17 protein-coding genes and 1 pseudogene are annotated in these 17431 nt (G+C 72.3%); 6 read left to right on the top strand and 12 right to left on the bottom strand.

Annotation, left to right across the window (positions count from 1 at the left end; all coding sequences use genetic code 11):
* Positions 1 to 18: 18 nt before the first annotated feature.
* From AC5L35_RS20705 to AC5L35_RS20685, 5 genes are read right to left on the bottom strand one after another with little or no spacing between them, the layout of a single operon-like run.
* Entirely contained in the window at positions 19 to 849 is an 831-nt protein-coding gene (locus AC5L35_RS20705) for a phosphoribosylaminoimidazolesuccinocarboxamide synthase (protein WP_495061316.1), read from the bottom strand.
* Positions 846 to 2264: an adenylosuccinate lyase gene (gene purB, locus AC5L35_RS20700; RefSeq protein ID WP_495061315.1), complete on the bottom strand. Its 1419-nt coding sequence runs from the start codon at positions 2262 to 2264 to the stop codon at positions 846 to 848. Before purB ends, AC5L35_RS20705 begins: the two co-directional genes overlap by 4 nt.
* A 25-nt stretch (positions 2265 to 2289) precedes the next feature.
* Positions 2290 to 2862, bottom strand: a complete 573-nt coding sequence (locus AC5L35_RS20695) for a TetR/AcrR family transcriptional regulator (RefSeq protein WP_495061314.1) — start codon at positions 2860 to 2862, stop codon at positions 2290 to 2292.
* Positions 2863 to 2909: 47 nt separating this feature from the next.
* Entirely contained in the window at positions 2910 to 3623 is a 714-nt protein-coding gene (locus AC5L35_RS20690; protein WP_495061313.1) for a hypothetical protein, read from the bottom strand.
* Between the two features lie 15 nt (positions 3624 to 3638).
* Positions 3639 to 4196: a SigE family RNA polymerase sigma factor gene (locus tag AC5L35_RS20685; protein ID WP_495061603.1), complete on the bottom strand. Its 558-nt coding sequence runs from the start codon at positions 4194 to 4196 to the stop codon at positions 3639 to 3641.
* Positions 4197 to 4364: 168 nt separating this feature from the next.
* Here AC5L35_RS20685 and AC5L35_RS20680 point away from each other — a divergent pair, with 168 nt between their 5' ends.
* A complete protein-coding gene (locus tag AC5L35_RS20680; protein WP_495061312.1) occupies positions 4365 to 5504 on the top strand; it encodes a threonine aldolase family protein in 1140 nt (379 codons plus the stop codon).
* Between the two features lie 95 nt (positions 5505 to 5599).
* Here AC5L35_RS20680 and AC5L35_RS20675 read toward each other — a convergent pair whose 3' ends face one another.
* From AC5L35_RS20675 to purD, 3 genes are all read right to left on the bottom strand, one after another.
* Positions 5600 to 6718 (bottom strand): pyridoxal phosphate-dependent aminotransferase, encoded by a 1119-nt coding sequence (locus AC5L35_RS20675; protein ID WP_495061602.1) that lies wholly within the window; start codon positions 6716 to 6718, stop codon positions 5600 to 5602.
* A gap of 130 nt (positions 6719 to 6848) precedes the next feature.
* Positions 6849 to 7778, bottom strand: coding sequence for a hypothetical protein (locus tag AC5L35_RS20670; protein ID WP_495061311.1), 930 nt, complete (start codon positions 7776 to 7778; stop codon positions 6849 to 6851).
* A gap of 222 nt (positions 7779 to 8000) precedes the next feature.
* Positions 8001 to 9296: a phosphoribosylamine--glycine ligase gene (gene purD, locus AC5L35_RS20665; protein ID WP_495061310.1), complete on the bottom strand. Its 1296-nt coding sequence runs from the start codon at positions 9294 to 9296 to the stop codon at positions 8001 to 8003.
* Between the two features lie 146 nt (positions 9297 to 9442).
* Here purD and AC5L35_RS20660 point away from each other — a divergent pair, with 146 nt between their 5' ends.
* Complete coding sequence (locus AC5L35_RS20660) at positions 9443 to 10543, top strand: glycerophosphodiester phosphodiesterase (RefSeq protein WP_495061309.1); 1101 nt, start codon at positions 9443 to 9445, stop codon at positions 10541 to 10543.
* 98 nt (positions 10544 to 10641) lie between these two features.
* Here the strand turns inward: AC5L35_RS20660 and AC5L35_RS20655 are convergent, their stop codons facing one another.
* From AC5L35_RS20655 to arfB, 3 genes are all read right to left on the bottom strand, one after another.
* Positions 10642 to 11574, bottom strand: coding sequence for an alpha/beta fold hydrolase (locus AC5L35_RS20655; RefSeq protein WP_495061308.1), 933 nt, complete (start codon positions 11572 to 11574; stop codon positions 10642 to 10644).
* Between the two features lie 5 nt (positions 11575 to 11579).
* Positions 11580 to 12098, bottom strand: a complete 519-nt coding sequence (locus AC5L35_RS20650; RefSeq protein WP_495061307.1) for a phage holin family protein — start codon at positions 12096 to 12098, stop codon at positions 11580 to 11582.
* 168 nt (positions 12099 to 12266) lie between these two features.
* The gene (gene arfB / locus AC5L35_RS20645) at positions 12267 to 12695 is read right to left on the bottom strand and encodes an alternative ribosome rescue aminoacyl-tRNA hydrolase ArfB (protein ID WP_495061306.1); all 429 of its coding nucleotides are present in this window, start codon (positions 12693 to 12695) and stop codon (positions 12267 to 12269) included.
* A 201-nt stretch (positions 12696 to 12896) separates the two neighbouring features.
* Here arfB and AC5L35_RS20640 point away from each other — a divergent pair, with 201 nt between their 5' ends.
* Together AC5L35_RS20640 and AC5L35_RS20635 are read left to right on the top strand one after the other, a co-directional pair.
* Positions 12897 to 13631: a GntR family transcriptional regulator gene (locus AC5L35_RS20640; protein ID WP_495061305.1), complete on the top strand. Its 735-nt coding sequence runs from the start codon at positions 12897 to 12899 to the stop codon at positions 13629 to 13631.
* A 262-nt stretch (positions 13632 to 13893) separates the two neighbouring features.
* Positions 13894 to 14088, top strand: a complete 195-nt coding sequence (locus AC5L35_RS20635) for a hypothetical protein (protein ID WP_495061304.1) — start codon at positions 13894 to 13896, stop codon at positions 14086 to 14088.
* A gap of 68 nt (positions 14089 to 14156) precedes the next feature.
* Here AC5L35_RS20635 and AC5L35_RS20630 read toward each other — a convergent pair whose 3' ends face one another.
* Positions 14157 to 15548: an MFS transporter gene (locus AC5L35_RS20630; protein WP_495061303.1), complete on the bottom strand. Its 1392-nt coding sequence runs from the start codon at positions 15546 to 15548 to the stop codon at positions 14157 to 14159.
* A gap of 134 nt (positions 15549 to 15682) precedes the next feature.
* Between AC5L35_RS20630 and sucC the strand changes: the two genes are divergently transcribed.
* Positions 15683 to 16855 (top strand): ADP-forming succinate--CoA ligase subunit beta, encoded by a 1173-nt coding sequence (sucC, locus tag AC5L35_RS20625; RefSeq protein ID WP_495061302.1) that lies wholly within the window; start codon positions 15683 to 15685, stop codon positions 16853 to 16855.
* A 1-nt stretch (position 16856) separates the two neighbouring features.
* A pseudogene (locus AC5L35_RS20620) lies at positions 16857 to 17431 on the top strand (succinate--CoA ligase subunit alpha); the annotation flags it as partial.

The raw sequence follows: 17431 nt of genomic DNA, 5'->3' as shown, positions 1-17431 counted from the left end.
GTGGTGCTCGGACGCCCATCACCAGTCGTCGCCGGTGATGCGCTCGTACACCTCCACGTAGCGAGCGCGCGTGGCGGCCACGACCTCGGTGGGTACCTCGGGTCCTGGTGGGGTCCGGTCCCACGTCAGCGAGGCCGACCACTCCCGCACGTACTGCTTGTCGAAGGAGTACTGCGGCCGCCCGGGCTCCCACGAGTCGGCCGGCCAGAACCGGGACGAGTCGGGGGTGAGCACCTCGTCGGCGAGCACGATCTCCCCCGCCGGGTCGAGCCCGAACTCGAGCTTGGTGTCGGCGACGAGGATCCCGTTGCCTGCCGCGATCTCGGCGCCGCGCGTGTACACCGCGAGTGTCAGGTCACGCAGCCGTGCCGCCGTCTCCGCTCCGACCGCGGCGACCACCTCGTCGAACGTCATGAACTCGTCGTGCTCACCGACGGGCGCCTTGGTGGTGGGCGTGAAGATCGGCTCGGGCAGCTTCGAGCCCTCGACGAGGCCCGGCGGGAGCGCCACCCCGGAGACCGTGCCGTGCTTCTCGTACTCCGCGAGCCCCAGTCCGGCGAGGTAGCCGCGGGCGATGCACTCCACGGGCAGCATCGAGAGCCTGCGGCAGCGGATCGCCCGGCCGACGAACTCCGGGGGCACGTCCGAGGCCGAGATGACGTGGTTGGGCGCGATGTCGGCGAGCCGGTCGAACCACCAGAGCGAGAGCTGGGTGAGCAGCGCGCCCTTGTCCGGCACCGCGGTCGGGAGCACCACGTCGTAGATCGACAGCCGATCGGACGCCACGAGGAGGATGTCGTCGCCGTCGGCGTAGATGTCCCGCACCTTGCCGCTGTGCAGCAGTTTCACAGGATCGCTCCCGGTGTGTAGGCGGCAGCCTCGGGGTGGGCGTCGACGATCGTCCCCACCCGCTCGACGATCGACCCGACCTGGGTCGCGGCGGCCCCCGTGAACCGCAGCGGGTCGGCGAGCAGCCCGTCGAGGGTGCCGGACGGCAGCCCGAGCCGCTCGTCGGCGGCCAGCCGCGCGACGAGGTCGTTCTCGGCCTGGCCCTTCTCCCGCATGGCGAGCGCCACGCCGACGGCGTGCTCCTTGATCACCTCGTGGGCGCTCTCCCGCCCGACACCGGCGCGGACGGCCGCCATCAGCACCGCCGTGGTCGCGAGGAAGGGCAGGTAGCGGTCCAGCTCGCGCGCGATGACGGCCGGGTAGGCGCCGAACTCGTCGAGCACTGTGAGCGTGGTCTCGAACAGGCCGTCGAGGGCGAAGAACGCGTCCGGCAGGGCGACGCGGCGCACGACGGAGTCGGAGACGTCCCCCTCGTTCCACTGCGCGCCCGCCAGCTCGGCGGCCATCCCGGCGTAGCCCCGCAGGAGCACCATCATCCCGTTGATCCGCTCGGCGGAGCGGCTGTTCATCTTGTGCGGCATCGCGGACGAGCCGACCTGGCCGGGCTGGAAGCCCTCGGTGGCCAGCTCCGCGCCCGCCATGAGCCGGATCGTGGTGGCCAGCGACGACGGGGCGGCGGCCAGCTGGACCAGTGCGCTCAGCACGTCGAAGTCCAGCGAGCGCGGGTAGACCTGGCCCACGCTGGTGAGCACACCGGAGAACCCGAGGTGGGCTGCCACCCGGTCCTCCAGCGATGCGAGCCTGGCTTCGTCGCCGCCGAGCAGGTCGAGCATGTCCTGCGCCGTGCCCATCGGGCCCTTGATGCCGCGCAGCGGGTAGCGCGCACGCAGGTCCTCCAGCCGCGCGTACGCCACGAGCAGCTCGTCGGCCGCGGAGGCGAACCGCTTGCCGAGCGTGGTGGCCTGCGCCGCGACGTTGTGGCTGCGTCCCGCCATCACCAGCTCGGCGTTCTCCGCGGCCCGGCGCGAGAGCCGGGAGAGCACGGCCACAGTGCGGTCGCGCACGTGTTCGAGCGAGAGCCGGATCTGCAGCTGCTCGACGTTCTCGGTGAGATCGCGGCTGGTCAGCCCCTTGTGCACGTGCTCGTGGCCGGCGAGGGCGTCGAACTCCTCGATGCGGGCCTTCACGTCGTGCCGCGTGACGCGCTCGCGGGCCGCGATCGATTCGAGGTCCACCTGCTCGACCACGCGCTCGTAGTCGGCGATCGCGGAGTCGGGGACGTCGACGCCCAGGTCGCGCTGCGCGGTGAGCACGGCGATCCAGAGCCGCCGTTCCAGCACGATCTTGTGTTCGGGCGACCACAGCCGGACGAGCTCAGGGCTCGCGTACCGAGCGGCCAGCACGTTGGGGATCACGTGCGGAAACGATAGGCGCTCCGCCCTACAGCGCGCGGATCAGTACCTCGCGGGCGGCCGCTCGCGGGTCGGGGTCGGCCTCGATCAACGCGCTGATGACCGCCCCGTCGACGAGCGAGACCAGGTCGCGCAGCGCAACGGTGTCGAGCGGGTGCCCGCACCGGACGAGGATCTCGGCGAGCAGCGCGTCCAGTTCCCCGCGCAGCTCCCGCATCAGCGGCGCCAGGAACGGCCGCCTGCCCGCGCCGACCAGCCGCTCGTACCGCAGGAGCACGGCGTCGAGCCCGCCGTCGCGCGACTCCGGGCCGAGCAGCTGGTCGAGCACCAGTTCGACGAGCGCAGGCGTGTCGATCGCCCCGTCGGCGAGCGCGTCGAGCTGCTCCCGGCCCTCGGCGAGCTCGTCGCGGCTGGTCCGTTCGGCGGCCGCGGTGACGAGGTCGTCGAGGGAGGCGAAGTAGTAGGTGGTGGAGGCCAGCGGCAGCCCGGCACGATCGGCCACCGCCCGGTGCCGCACGGCGTCGAAGCCACCGGAACGCAGCAGCGCGGCGGCCGCCGTCACCAGCTCCTGCCGCCGCCGTTCACCCTTGGCGGTACCCACGGGTGCAGTCTCCCGCGACGCGGGCAGCGGTCCACTGCCGGTTGACGTCAGAGGCGGGGGGCGAGGAAGTCCGCAACGGACGTCAGCCTGTCCTCGAACGGCGCCGGGGCGCCCACCTCGGCCCGGCGCGAGCTCACGATCACCGTGCCGCCCGAGGCGGTCGGGGCACTGACGGCCCCGGGGACGAGCGCCGCGACAGTGCCCGGCGGCAGGTACTGCACGGCCAGCAGCCCGGCGGCGCCGCCGTCGCCGATCTCGACGCTGATGCCCCGCTCCCCGCCGGGGCGGCACTCCATCGTGGTGGCCGCCTCGGAAGCGTCCCGCACGGCGGGCAGCACCTGCTCGACGAGCATCCGGAGCGCCGGGTCCTGCCGGTCGGCGCACTCGGTGGTGCCCGGGCCGAGTGGACGGGCCACCGGGTCAGCAGGCGGCGCCGCACCCTCGGCGCGGGCGTCGGCACCTGGTGCGGCGTCCTGCCGCGCCTCGGGCCCGGCAGCGGGTGCGGGAGCGGGAGCGAGCATCGGCGCGGCCACCGTGGTGTCGTCGCCGCGGAGGGAACCGGGCATCGCGACCGCGGCCCCGACGCCGGCCAGCGCGAGCAGCACGACCGCGCTCCCCGCCACGACCACCCGCCTGCGGACGGTGGCGCGCCGGGAGGCGCTCACGACCGAGTCGTGGTCGAAGCGCGGCGGGGGTGCACCGGGCTCGGAGGCAGCGGCGCGGAACAGGGCGCCCAGCTCCTCGTCGTCGTTGTCGCTCATCCCGTCACCTCTCTCCTATCCCGATCCCGTGGTTCGCAGGTCGTCGAGCGAGTCCCCGAGCACCGTGCGCAGCGCAGCGAGGCCGTGCGCGGTCTGGCTCTTGACGGTGCCCTCCGTGCAGCCCAGTGCCGCTGCCGTGGCGGCGACGTCCAGTCCGTCGAGGAACCGCAGCACGAGGACGGCGCGCTGGCGCGGCGGCACCGACCGCAGGCCGTCCACCAGCACGTGCCGCGTGGCGACGGCGTCGGACCCGGCGGGAACGCCCGCGTCGGTGGGCTCGGCGGTGGCGCGTTCCCGGCGCCAGGGCCGCCGCGACTCGTCGACGACGGCGCGCACGAGGGTGCGGCGCATCCACGCGTCGAGCGCGCCGCGGTCGCGGATCCGGCGCCAGTGCCGGTGCAGTGCCACGAACGCCGCCTGCGCGTGGTCGTCGGCGTGATGCCAGTCGCCGCACAGCAGATACGCGGTACGGCGCACCGCGTCCCGGCGGGCGCGGAAGTACTCCTCGAACGTCTCTGCGACGAACTTCTGCTCGCCGGCGTCGTCCACCCGGGGGTTCCCCTCCTTCCGCATCACGTCGTGCTCGTCGCCGTCCGCACGCTTCGCTCTCGGGGACGGGACGCAAGGATCAGGGCTGCAGGTTGTACACGAGTCGCCCATTCACTCGAACGGACGTACCGCCGTGATCTGTTCGTGACCCCGTCGCGGCCGGCCCGTCGCCTGCTGGTTGAATCGGAATCCGTGCGATCTCCATCGCGAGCCCGGCGGTCTGCGAAACCCGACGACCGCCCGATCGACCTCCGCTCGGACACCGTCACCCAGCCCACGAAGCAGATGCGGGCCGCGATGGCGGCCGCCGAGGTGGGGGACGACGTCCTCGACCGCGATCCCACGATGCGCGAGCTCGAGGTGCGGGTGGCTGGTCTCGTCGGGGCGGCCGACGCGCTCTGGACCCCCAGCGGGTCCATGGGCAACCTCATCGCGCTGATGCACCACCTCCAGCGCGGCGACGCGTTTCTCGCCCCAGCGGGGGCACATGTGCTCGATGCCGAGCTCGGCACCGCCGCATGGCTCGCCGGTGGGATGCCGCGACCGATGGAGCACGACGCCGGGCCCGGCAAGGTCTCGCCCGCCGCCGTACGCCGCGCCGCCGGCTCCACCGGGCCCTACTACACGCTGCGCACCACCCTGCTGTGCCTGGAGAACACCCACAACGCGGCGGGGGGCACGGTCACCGCACCCGAGGAGCACGCGGAGGTCGTCGCCGCGGCGCGGGGCGCGAAGCTGCGCGTCCACCTCGACGGGGCCCGGCTCTGGCACGCCGCGGTGGCACTCGGCGTGCCCCCGGGGGCACTCACCGTCGGCGCCGACACCGTGCAGGTGTGCCTGAGCAAGGGTCTCGGCGCTCCTGTCGGGTCGCTGGTGGCCGGGTCGGCCGAGTTCGTCGAGGAAGCCAGGCGGCTGCGCAAGATGCTCGGCGGCGGCGTCCGTCAGGGTGGGGTGCTCGCCGCTGCGGGACTGGTGGCGCTCGACCGGGTGGATCGCCTGTCCGAGGACCACGAGCGCGCCAAGAGGCTCGCCTCCGGGCTGCGTGAGCGCGGCTGGCTGGTCGGGGTGCCGCAGACCAACATCGTGCTGGTGGCCGTGGCGGACCTGAACGGCACGATCCGCCGCTTCGAGGAGGCCGGCGTGCGGGCGTCGACGATGGCGGGCCAGGTCCGGCTGATGACGCACGCCGACCTGACCGACGCCGACATCACCGCGGCACTGGAGCGGATCGGCCCGGTCGAACCGTCACGGCCACCGGGCATCACGGCCGGGCCGGGACGCGGGACAACGGCCCGTGCCGGTCGCGCGACGGCCCACCCGGCCGGAAAGTAACCGCCGCCCGAGCCGCCCGAACGGCCGAGATCGACATCAGAGTGGTCAGGTGCGGTCGCGGCCACTCTCACGTCGATCTCGGCGGTCTCCATCCCTCAGCCGGGGTGGAGCCAGCCCTCGAGGCGCTTCAGCGCTTCCGCCACGTCCTCCGTGGCGCCTGCACAGGACAGCCGGATCCAGCGCCCGCCGTCGACCGGGTCGAAGTCGATCCCCGGGGCGACCGCGACGCCGGTGGCGGCGAGCAGCTGGTAGGTCAGGTCCATCGAGTCGACGGTCAGGTGCGACACGTCCGCGTAGACGTAGAACGCGCCGTCCGGTGGGGCCAGTCGCGTGATCCCCAGCCGCGGCAGGCCGTCGAGCAGGAGCCCCCGGTTCACCGCGTACCGGGCGACATGCGCGTCGGCCTCGACGTAGCTCGTGGGATCGAAGGCGCCCAGCGCGGCACGCTGGGCGAGGGCGGGCGCGCAGATGGTCAGGTTGCCCGCCAGGCAGTCGGCAGGCCGCAGCAGCCGGGGCGGCAGGAGCAGCCAGCCCAGCCGCCACCCGGTCATCGAGAAGTACTTCGAGAACGAGTTGACGACGATCGCCTCGCGCGAGGTGCCCCACGCCGACGAGGTCGGCGGGCCACCCGCGTAGGAGATGCCGTGGTAGATCTCGTCACTCACCAGCTGGATGCCGCTGCTCTCGCAGTACGACGCCAGCGCGGCGAGCTCGGCCGGATCCAGCACGGAGCCGGTCGGGTTGGCCGGACTGGCGACCACGAGCCCGCGCACGGGCTCGTCCAACGCCTCCAGCATGGCGACGGTCGGCTGGTAGCGGGTCTCGGGCCCGCACGGCAGCTCGACGACCTCGCAGCCGAGCGCCGTGAGGATGTTGCGGTAACAGGGGTAGCCGGGCCGGGCCAGTGCCACCCGGTCGCCGGCGTCGAACGCCGAGAGGAACGCAAGCAGGAAGCCACCTGACGAGCCGGTGGTGACCACCACCTGCTCCGCCGGGACGTCGAGGCCGTACCGGCGGGCGTAATGGCCCGCAATCGCCGAACGCAGCTCGGGGATGCCGAACGTGACCGTGTAGCCGAGCACGTCGTCGGACAGCGCCGCCACGGCGGCCGCCCGCACGGCGGGGGGAGCCGGGGTGGACGGCTGGCCCGCCGAGAGGTTCACCAGGTCGCCGTGCGTGCGCTGACGCTCAGCAGCGGCCGACCACACGTCCATGACGTGGAACGGCGGGATCGCCGCACGGGTCGCGATCGGGATCCCGGATGTCGCAGGAGGTGTCACGGTCCCGAGCCTAAGCGGACGGCGGCCGCCCTCCCGGAGGAGGACGGCCGCCGCGGTGACCGACTCAGATCAGGCCGGAGACCAGGTCCGTCGCAGAGAAGACGTCCGTGCCACCGGGGACGGCGTCGGTGACGGCGCTCGTGTCCGGCAGGTCGGGGAGGTCGACCTGAAGAGCCGCACGCAGGCTCTCGGTGGCGTCGTCCGCCGCGTCGTCCGCGTCCTCGTCCGAGGTCGCGTCGTCGTCGTCGTTCGACGTGCTCAGGATGGGCAGCGCGGGCAGCGCGGGCAGCTCGCCGACGACGGGGAGCTCCGGCAGCGCGGGCAGCTCGGGCAGGTCGACGGAGACCGGGAGCTCCGGCAGTGCGTCGGTCACGTCGGTCACGGTGTCCGTCACGACGTCGGTGCTCGGGAGCACGGCAAGCACGTCGTCGGTCGGGAGCGCCGGGAGGTCGGACACGAGCGGCAGCGCCGGCAGGTCGGACACGAGCGGCAGCGACGGCAGCGCGTCGGTGCCCGGGATCGAGGGGAGCGCGTCGGTGCCCGGGAGCGCGGGCAGCACCGGGAGCGCAGGCAGGGCGTCGGTGCTCGGCAGCGCGTACGACACCGGCTGGTTCAGCTCGAGGACGCTGAGGTCAGGGGCACCCGCGGACGGCAGCTCGGAGAGACCCGCACCGCCCCCGCCGAGGTTGAGCAGGCCGAGGTCGATCCCCTGGAGGTCCAGCCCGTCGGTGGGCAGCCCGTCGGTGGGGAGGTTGCTCAGCTCCGCCGCGGTGAGGCCGGGCAGGGTGGAGGCGTCGAAGGCCTCGAAGCCGGCGTCCGTGCCTGCGATGTCGTCGTCGCTGACCGGGTCGGGCAGGTGGGCCTCGGCGGCGCCGGCCGGCCCGGCGATGGCGAGCATGGCCATCGGCGCGCCCAGCACACCGAGTGCGGCCCGGCCGGCGATACGCGACACACGGCTCTGGGCGGCGTGACGCGGACGTGCGTTGTTCGTCATGCGAGTCCTCGGTTCTCGGGGGAGCGAACTGATGACCCGGAGCAGACCCACGATCTCGGCCATCACGGGGAGCGACGACGATGTGGATCAGTTGCGGGCAGCGGAACCATCTACCGCCACCCGTTCGGACGCAAGCTGGGGCAATCGATAACCGACTGCCACTTTTGCCGCCCGTTCGGCCGACAAGCTCGCTTTTTGGGTGAATCCCGAGCGGGCGAACCCCTACCGGATATCACCCGATCGAGTGACAACCTCAGCGGGACGAGGGATCGTCACGTCACCGCGGGCGGCGCGCAGGGCGATGTCCGTGCGGTGATGCGAGCCCGCGAGGTGAACGCTCGCCAGGCGACGGTAGGCATCGTCCCGGGCCAGCACAAGGTCCGCTCCCGTGCCGACGACCGACATCACACGGCCTCCCGTGGACACCACGGCTCCGTCGTCGCGCCTGCGGGTGCCGCCGTGCAGCACGCCGTCGGCGTCCGCTCCGCTGATCACGTCGCCCAGCCGGGGCAGGCCCGGGTAGCCCTCCGCGGCGACCACCACCGTGACGGCGGCACCGTCGGACCACTGCAGCGGAGACTGTGCCGCCAGTCCGCCCGTCGCCGTGGCGTGCAACAGGCGCGCGAGCGGGGTGCGCAGCAGCGCCAGCACGACCTGCGTCTCCGGATCACCGAAGCGGCAGTTGAACTCGATCACCGCGGGCCCGGCCGAGGTCAGGGCCAGGCCCGCGTAGAGCAGACCGGTGAACGGGGTGCCTCGCCGCACCATCTCCACCGCCACCGGTGCGACGATGCTCGCCACGAGGTCCTCGGCCAACGAGGGCGACGCCCACGGCAGCGGCGCGTAAGCGCCCATCCCGCCGGTGTTCGGGCCCGTGTCGTCGTCACCGACGCGCTTGAAGTCCTGTGCCGGCAGCAGCGGCACCACCGTCTCCCCGTCGACCAGACAGAACAGTGAGACCTCGGGGCCGTCCAGGAACGCCTCCAGCAGCACCGGATGCCCGGCGTCGAGCAGCGTGCTGGCGTGTGCGCGGGCCGCGTCGAAGTCCGGGCTCACCACGACGCCCTTGCCCGCCGCCAGCCCGTCGTCCTTCACCACGTACGGCGGGGTGAACCGGGACAGCGCGGAGTCGAGGTGCGCGGGGTTGTCGACGATCTCGGACGCGGCGGTGGACACGCCTGCCGCCTCCATCACGTCCTTCGCGAAGCTCTTGGAGCCCTCGATACGGGCGGCGGCGGCGCTGGGGCCGAAGCACGCGATGCCCTCGGCGCGGACGGCGTCGGCGACCCCGGCGACGAGCGGCATCTCGGGACCGACGACGACCAGGTCGGCCTTCCAGTCGACGGCCAGCGCCGCGGCCGCGGCCGGATCCAGCACGTCGAGCCCGCGCTGCTCGGCCACCGCGGCCGTGCCCGCGTTGCCCGGCGCGCAGGCCAGCGCCGTCACTTCCGGGTCCTGCGCCATGGCAAGGACAATGGCGTGCTCACGAGCACCGGACCCCACGACCAGAACACGCACGACGTGGGATCGTATCGGTCGCACCGGCGGCCTTCTCGCAGATCCCGGCCCCGCAGGTCGGTCACATCCGCAGTTCATCAGCTCGACCCACGCAGGCCACCTCCTGGTGGCGGCTGCCTCCCCCGGATGGGGCAAAGTTTTCGTCCATGGCGTCGCCCATCCGTGGCAATACCGCGGCTGTTCCCCTGAATGTGGCCTCCACCACTCCCACCGCCGGGGGTACCGCCCCCACCAACGGGCGCGAGTCGAAACGGGCCGTGGTCGTCATCGGGCACCGTGGCGCGTCGGGTTACCGCCCCGAGCACACGCTCGCCTCCTACGAGCTCGCCGCCAGGATGGGTGCGGACTTCATCGAGCCCGACCTCGTGAGCACCTCCGACGGGGTGCTCGTCGCCCGGCACGAGTCGCAGATCAGCCGCACCACGGACGTCGCCGACCATCCGGAGTTCGCCGACCGCCGGGCCACGAAGACCATCGACGGTGTGGTCCACACCGGGTGGTTCACCGAGGACTTCACCCTCGCCGAGCTCAAGACCCTGCGGGCGAAGGAGCGGATCCCGGGCGTCCGCCAGGAGAACACGATCTACGACGGGTGGTTCGAGATACCGACGTTCGACGAGATCCTGGCACTCCGGGAGCGGCTCTCCGCGGAGCTCGGCCGGGTGATCGGCGTCTACCCGGAGACCAAGCACCCCAGCTACTTCGCCTCGATCGGCTGCCCCCTGGAGCCTGCGCTCGTCACCGCGCTGGACAAGGCAGGCCTCAACCGGCGGGGCGCGCCGGTGTTCGTGCAGTCCTTCGAGACCGCGAACCTCCGGAAGCTCAGTGGCGAGCTGAACGTGCCGCTGGTGCAGTTGCTCGACACCGAGGGCGCCCCGGCCGACCTCGCGGCGGTCGGCGACCCGCGCACGTACGTCGACCTCGTGACACCCGCAGGCCTGGAGGAGATCGCGACCTACGCCGACGGCATCGGACCCGACAAGAACATGGTGGTCGCCCGCAACGCCGACGGCACCCTCGGCGACCCCACCCCGCTCGTCGCGACCGCCCACGCCGTGGACCTGCTGGTGCACCCGTACACGTTCCGCAACGAGAACGAGTTCCTGCCGGCCAACCTGCGCAGCGCCGGCTTTCCCGCCGACTACGGCAACGTGTTCGCCGAGTACGCGGTGTTCTTCGCCGCAGGCATCGACGGGCTCTTCGCGGACAACCCGGACACCGCCGTGACGGCCCGCGCCGCCCTGTAACCCCGACCTGGCCCCACCCCGCGAGTCGCCCGACCCGGCCCCGCGAGTCGCCCGATCCGCGTCGGCGAGTCGCCCGAAACCCGCGCTCGGGCGGGAGCTCAGGTGGCCAGGAAACCGGCGAGCAGCGCGTTCGTCTCCCGCGGCCGTTCCTGGTGGGGGAAGTGGCCGGTGGCGGGCAGCACGTGCAGCCGGTGGTCGGCTCCGATCCACCGCTGCGATGCCGCCGCGGTGCGGAGGAGCATGCACGGGTCCTGCGCACCGTGGACCTGCAGCACCGGAACGGCGGTGGGCCGAGCCACGGCGGCGGCGAAGCGCCTGCCCTCGGCACGGAACTGCGACCGCAGGGCCCAGCGGTAGTACTCCATCGCGGAGTGCACGACCCCGGGCACCTGGATCGCATGGCGGTAGCACGCCGCCGCCTCCGCGAAGTCGGGCGACGCCACCCACTCCGGTCCGGCCCTCGCACGCATGATCCGGGCCACGCGAGCGCCGTCGTCGGCACGCAGGGAGCGTTCGGGCAGGCGCGGCAGCTGGAATCCCAGCGCGTTGGCCGCAGTGGCCCGGCCCTGGCCGCGGGGGTCGCGCACCACCGCTGCGCGCACCGCCAGCGGATGGGGAGCACCCACCACGGCGAGCGAGCGCACGAGCCGCGGATGCAGCGCCGTGACCGTCCAGGCGATGAGCCCGCCCCAGTCGTGCCCGACGAGGTGCGCGCGGGGCTCACCGAGCGCCCGGATCAGGCCGGCGACGTCACCGGCCAGTGTCCACAGGTCGTACCCGCGCGGGGGCTTGTCGGAGTCGCCGTAGCCGCGCAGGTCGACGGCGACCGCCCGGAAGCCGAGGTCGGCGAGGTGGCTGAGCTGGTGGCGCCACGACCACCAGAACTCGGGGAACCCGTGGAGCAGTACGACCAGCGGGCCACCACCGTCGCACTCGGCGACGTGCAGGCGGATGCCGTTGGCCGAGACGGCGCGGTGCGTCCAGGGACCGGACAGCCGGACCGACGACGGGTCCGGCCCCGCCCTGCGCACTCCGGTCAGCGCGCGGGCGACGCGGGCCGGCCGTTCAGCTCGTGCGCCTGGCCGTCCGGTTCGCCCCGGCCGCGGTGGGACAGGACCTGCGCCGACTCCTTCAGGCTGGAGATCGTGCGCTCCGGCTTGCGGATGCGGCGGACCCGCAGATAGCCCAGCAGCGCGAAGAGCCCGGCGACGATGAGCATGAGCCCGAACACGATGCCGAACGCAGCGGCCCGGTTGAGCCACAGCGCGAGCAGCTCGCCGAGCGCGAAGAACGCGAAGAACAGGCTGAAGAGCAGGACCGTCAGCGCGACGATGAAGAAGACACTGCCCTGCAGGCCCTTCTTCACCTCGGACGTCACCTCGGCGCGGGCCAGCTCCACCTCGGCCCGCACGAGCGTGGAGACCTGGGCCGTGGCCTCACGGACCAGAGCACCGATCGACTGCTCTCCCGCCGGCTTGACGGGCTCCCGCGATAGCGGGATCGAGGGCAGCACGGGTGGAACCTCCGCGCCACTGGAGCTGGTCGGGCTGGCCACCGCGGTCCTCCTGCACGTGCTGCTCGGCTTGTCGGTGATCGGTTGACCATCCTTCCACGGTCACGAGGCCGGTGCCCGCTCAGGAGCGCGGCGCGCCGCGCCCTTCACCGGTCGGGTACGGCGTGCTCCCGGCTCGTCCGCGTCCCGCACTCGTCGCTGCGGGCGCCGTCACTCCTCGGGACGCCCGCGCAGGCGCTTGACCGCGCCGCGCCGGGTCTTGGCGTCCAGCCGCCGCCGTTTCGCCCCCGCCGTGGGCCGGGTGGGCCTGCGCCGGGCCGGGTCGGGCGCCGTGGCCGTGCGCAGGATCTCCGCCAGGCGCTCCCGCGCGGTCTCCCGGTTGCGCAGCTGGCTGCGCTGCTCGGACGAGACCACTGTCAGTACGCCCTCGACGAGTCTGCCCGCGAGCCTGTGGAGGGCCCGCTCCCGTAGCGACTCGGGGATCGAGGGCGACCCGGCCACGTCGAACGACAGCTCCACCCGCGAGTCGGTGGTGTTCACACCCTGTCCACCAGGGCCGGACGCACGGGAGAACCGCCAGTGCAGCTCCCGTTCGGGCAGTACCAGCTGTCCCCGCACCGGCAGATCACCATCGGCCACCCGGCCAGCATGCCGCAGCGCGCGGAGCCCGGAGGACGCCTACACGGACAGAACGGACAGACCGGGCGGAAGGCGTGAGGAGGTTCACCGCCCGGTACTGCGACAAAGTGCCGCGGCACTTTGTATGCTGTGGGCAGTCGACCAGACAGGAGTGTCCCCGGAAGGGAGCTGGATCGACCCGCCGCCCCACCTGGAGTCCAGATGTCATTGTCCGAGACGCAACACGAGGCCGCCGGCGCACGCCGTATCGCCCGGCCGGTCCCGCTCCGCGAGAGCGTATACAACGCGATCCTGGACATGATCGTCAGCCGGAACCTCCAGCCAGGTCAGCACCTGGTGGAGAGCGAGCTAGCGGTGATGCTCGGTGTCTCCCGCCAGCCGGTTCGTGAGGCCCTGCAGTGGCTGAAGAACGACGGATGGGTTGACCTGCGCCCCGGGCTGGGCGCGTACGTCCACACTCCCACCGTCGAGGAGGCCGACCAGCTGCTGGCCGTACGCAGGCTCCTGGAGACTGAGTCGGCACGCCTGGCCGCCCAGTACGTCACCGAGGACGGGGTCGAGCACCTGCGCGACCTCTGCCGTCAGGGCTTCGCGGCGCTGGAGGCCGAGGACGTGGCCACGATGGTCGCCCTCAACGCCGAGCTGCACGCCACGGTCATGCGGCTCTCCCGCAACGACGTGCTGGTCGAGCTCGCGAGCCAGGTCGACCGGCGGGTGCGCTGGTACTACACCCCCGTGGCCCGGCACCGCGGCGCGCAGAGCTGGAGCGAGCACTCTGCACTGATCGACGCGATCGCCGCCGGCGATGCCGACCGCGCAGCCGAGGTGATGCACGCGCACACCGAGCACACGCGCGTGTCGTACCTCGAGCAGCAGGACAAGTCCGGCGCTGACGCCGGCGCACCCGCGCGTCCGGTCACGGCCCGCCAGCCCTAGCCCGACCCGCACCACACCCTCTCCCGTCGACGACGACGGGCTCCCGGTCGACGACGACTGACTTCACGTCGACGTCGACGTCCGGTGTCACCGCTCGCACGCCGCGCCATCGCCGCGCGCGCTGCTGAGCGACCCCGGGAAAACCCTGAACGCGCAGCGCCGCGCGCTGCTGCTTCCACCACGCCGTACAGACGGCGCAGCCGTGCTCCGGCCTGCATTCCGGCGCACGGATCGGGAAGACGACCTACACGAGGTGATGAGAATGCGAACGATTCGCAAGGTTGTGCGTGCCCTGGCCGCCACGCCGCGCGGCTTCAACGCCGACGGCCGGTCGCTCGGGCTCGGCCTGGACGCCGCACTGCAGGCCCAGCGGGCCCACGGCGCCGACGTCCAGCCGATCCGGACCCCGTCCGAGACGGTGCCGGCGGCCGAGGGCCCCTACTCCCGCGCCTCCTGACACGGCGCGGGTTTCCATCCCTGGACAGCTCCACCGGCGGAGCGGCCCAGGGATGGATGGTCTGCGGCTCAGGTGGCGTACCGCGAGGGCGCTGAACCCTGCTCCGGGATCCGTGACGACGGCAGCAGGCTCGGCAGGCCCGGCCGCTGCAGCGCGCCGGTCGCCCACGCCGACCCGAGCGAGACGAACGATGCCACGAGGAACGTGGTGGCGAAGCCCCACGAGGTGACGGCGAGCGCGGCCAGTCCCACACCAAGCAGCCCGCCCCCCGCCTTGGCGCTGTACACGAGGCCGTGCACCTCGAAGGCACTCTGCTCGCCGAAGTACTCCCTGGCGATGCTGGCGAACAGCGGGTAGAAACCACCGCCGCCCAGCCCGGCCATCGCCGCTGCCACCACCATCGTGACGGTGGAGCCCGTGCTGGCCGAGAGCGCGAACAGCAACTGCGCCACGGCCTGCACCAGCAGCACGACGGTGAGCGTCGGGCAGCGGCCGAGCCGGTCGGAGATCCCGACGGACACCGCGCGGCTGGCCCCGTTCACGCCGGCGAGGACACCGGCGGCAAGAGCGACCACACCGGCTCCCGTGGCGAGGCCGGAGGCGAAGACCACCACGAACGCCGCGTTGAACAAGGAGACCGCGCCCGCGCCGATCAGGATCGCGTACATCACGGTCATGACCCGGGTGCGGATCGCCTGCAGGGCCGAGTACTCGCGGATCGCCGGAGGGTTCTTCCGCCGCCCGGGGTTGCCGATGTGGCCGAGCCCCCATGCCCGCGGGTCGACCTCGGCGGGCCACCAGCGCGCCGGCGGATCTCTGAAGTACATCCCGGTGCCTGCCACCAGGAGGAACAGCACCACCGCTGCGACGTCGAGGACCGGCGTGAGGTTGGCGGCGTCGAGCCCGATGACCGCGGCCACGACGAAGGGCACCGAACCGTAGGCGAACGCCCCGGTCACCCTGCTGACGCGGGAGGCCATGCGCTCCGGGTACCACTTGGCCACGGTGGAGGTGCAGGCCGCGTAGACGAGGCCCGCGCCGGTACCTCCCAGCACCGAGTAGCCCAGCAGTGCGCCGAGCAGGCTGGTGCTGTGGGCGAGCGAGACGAGGCCCAGCGCACTCAGCGCGGCACCGGTGATCATCACGGCGCGGGGGCCGAGGCGCCGGCGCTCACGGAGGTAGGCGGTCGGGAAGCCGACGCCGGCCTGGAACACGGTCCAGACCGCGAGTAGCCAGAACGCGCCGGCGATGCCCCAGCCGTTGCGCGCCATCAGCGCCGGGACCGCGGCCCCGTAGCCGTACTGGAGCACTCCGACCGCTGCCATCGGGATCCAGGCCAGTCGCAGCATCGACGATCGGGGGCGCCCGATCAGCGCGACCGGGTCCTCTCCGACGCGGTACCTGCGGCCGTACCAGTCGCGGACCTCCTGGTAGGCGGCATCGCCTTCCGGCTCACCCATGACTGCTCCCTCCATACTGTATGCCAAATAATGCGCGGCAGTGAGCTAGAGCACAAGGCCCCTGGACAAACTCGTTCCATACTGCATACAGTCGACCACTCCGTGACGAGGTCGTCAGACAGGAGATGCCGCAGGTGGACCTGTACGAGCACCAGGCGAAAGACTTGTTCGAGGCTCACGGCGTCCCGGTGTCCCGCGGCTCCGTCGCGGTCACGCCGGAGGAAGCCGAGGCGGTGGCCCGCGACATCGGCGGGGCCGTCGTCATCAAGGCCCAGGTGAAGGTGGGCGGCCGGGGCAAGGCGGGCGGCGTGAAGCTCGCGAAGACGCCCGAAGAGGCCAACGAGAAGGCCCACGCGATCCTGGGCATGGACATCAAGGGCCACACCGTGCACCGCGTGCTGGTGGTCGAGGCCTCGCAGATCGCGCAGGAGTACTACGTCTCCTTCCTGCTCGACCGGGCCAACCGCACCTTCCTGGCCATGGCCAGCGCCGAGGGCGGCATGGAGATCGAGCAGCTCGCGGCCGAGCGGCCCGACGCGCTCGCGAAGGTGCCCATCGACCCGCTCGTCGGGTGCGACGTGGAGCGGGCGCGCGCGATCGTCGACGAGGCCGGCTTCCCGCTGGACGTGGTCGACGCCGCTGCCGAGGTGATCGCGAAGCTCTGGGAGACCTTCGTGGCGGAGGACGCCACGCTGGTGGAGGTCAACCCACTGATCTCCGACGCCGAGGGCAACGTCATCGCGCTGGACGGCAAGGTCACGCTCGACGAGAACGCCGACTTCCGGCACCCCGGCCACGCCGACCTCGTCGACCAGCGCACCGAGAACCCGCTCGAGGCGAAGGCCAAGTCCAAGGGCCTCAACTACGTCAAGCTCGACGACGGGCAGGTCGGGATCATCGGGAACGGCGCCGGGCTGGTGATGTCCACGCTCGACGTCGTGGCCTACGCAGGCGAGAAGCACGGCGGCGTGAAGCCCGCCAACTTCCTCGACATCGGCGGCGGAGCCTCCGCGCAGGTGATGGCCGACGGGCTGGACGTGATCCTCGGCGACCCGGACGTGCGGTCGGTGTTCGTGAACGTCTTCGGCGGGATCACCGCCTGCGACGCGGTGGCCAACGGCATCGTCGAGGCGCTGAAGATCCTCGGCGACGGTGCGACCAAGCCGCTGGTCGTGCGGCTGGACGGCAACAACGTGCTCGAGGGCCGCCGGATCCTCGACGAGGCGAACCACCCGCTCGTCACCCAGGTGGACACGATGGACAACGCGGCCGACCGGGCCGCCCAGCTTGCGGCTGCGGGGGCCTGACATGGCGATCTTCCTCAACGAGAACAGCAAGGTCATCGTCCAGGGCATCACCGGCGGCGAGGGCACCAAGCACACCGCGAAGATGCTCGCCGCGGGCACCAACATCGTCGGTGGCGTGAACGCCCGCAAGGCCGGCACCACGGTGACGATCGGCGCCAAGGACCTCACCGTCTTCGGCACCGTCGAAGAGGCGATGAAGGAGACCGGCGCCGACGTCAGCGTCGTGTTCGTCCCCCCGAAGTTCACCAAGGACGCCGTGATCGAGGCGATCGACGCCGAGATCGGGCTGGCCGTCGTCATCACCGAAGGCGTTCCGGTGCACGATTCGGCCTATTTCTGGGCACATTCCTCCGCTCGGGGGAATCACACCCGGATCATCGGCCCGAACTGCCCCGGAATCATCAGCCCCGGAAAGTCGAACGCGGGCATCATTCCCGCCGACATCGCCGGCGCGGGCCCGATCGGACTCGTGTCGAAGTCGGGCACGCTGACCTACCAAATGATGTACGAACTGCGCGAGATCGGGTTCTCCACCGCGATCGGAATCGGTGGTGACCCGGTCATCGGCACCACCCA

The organism is Pseudonocardia sp. OZ21, assembly GCF_059359135.1.
Note: the sequence above shows the minus strand (reverse complement) of the source record. Positions and strands in the feature narration are given on the sequence as shown.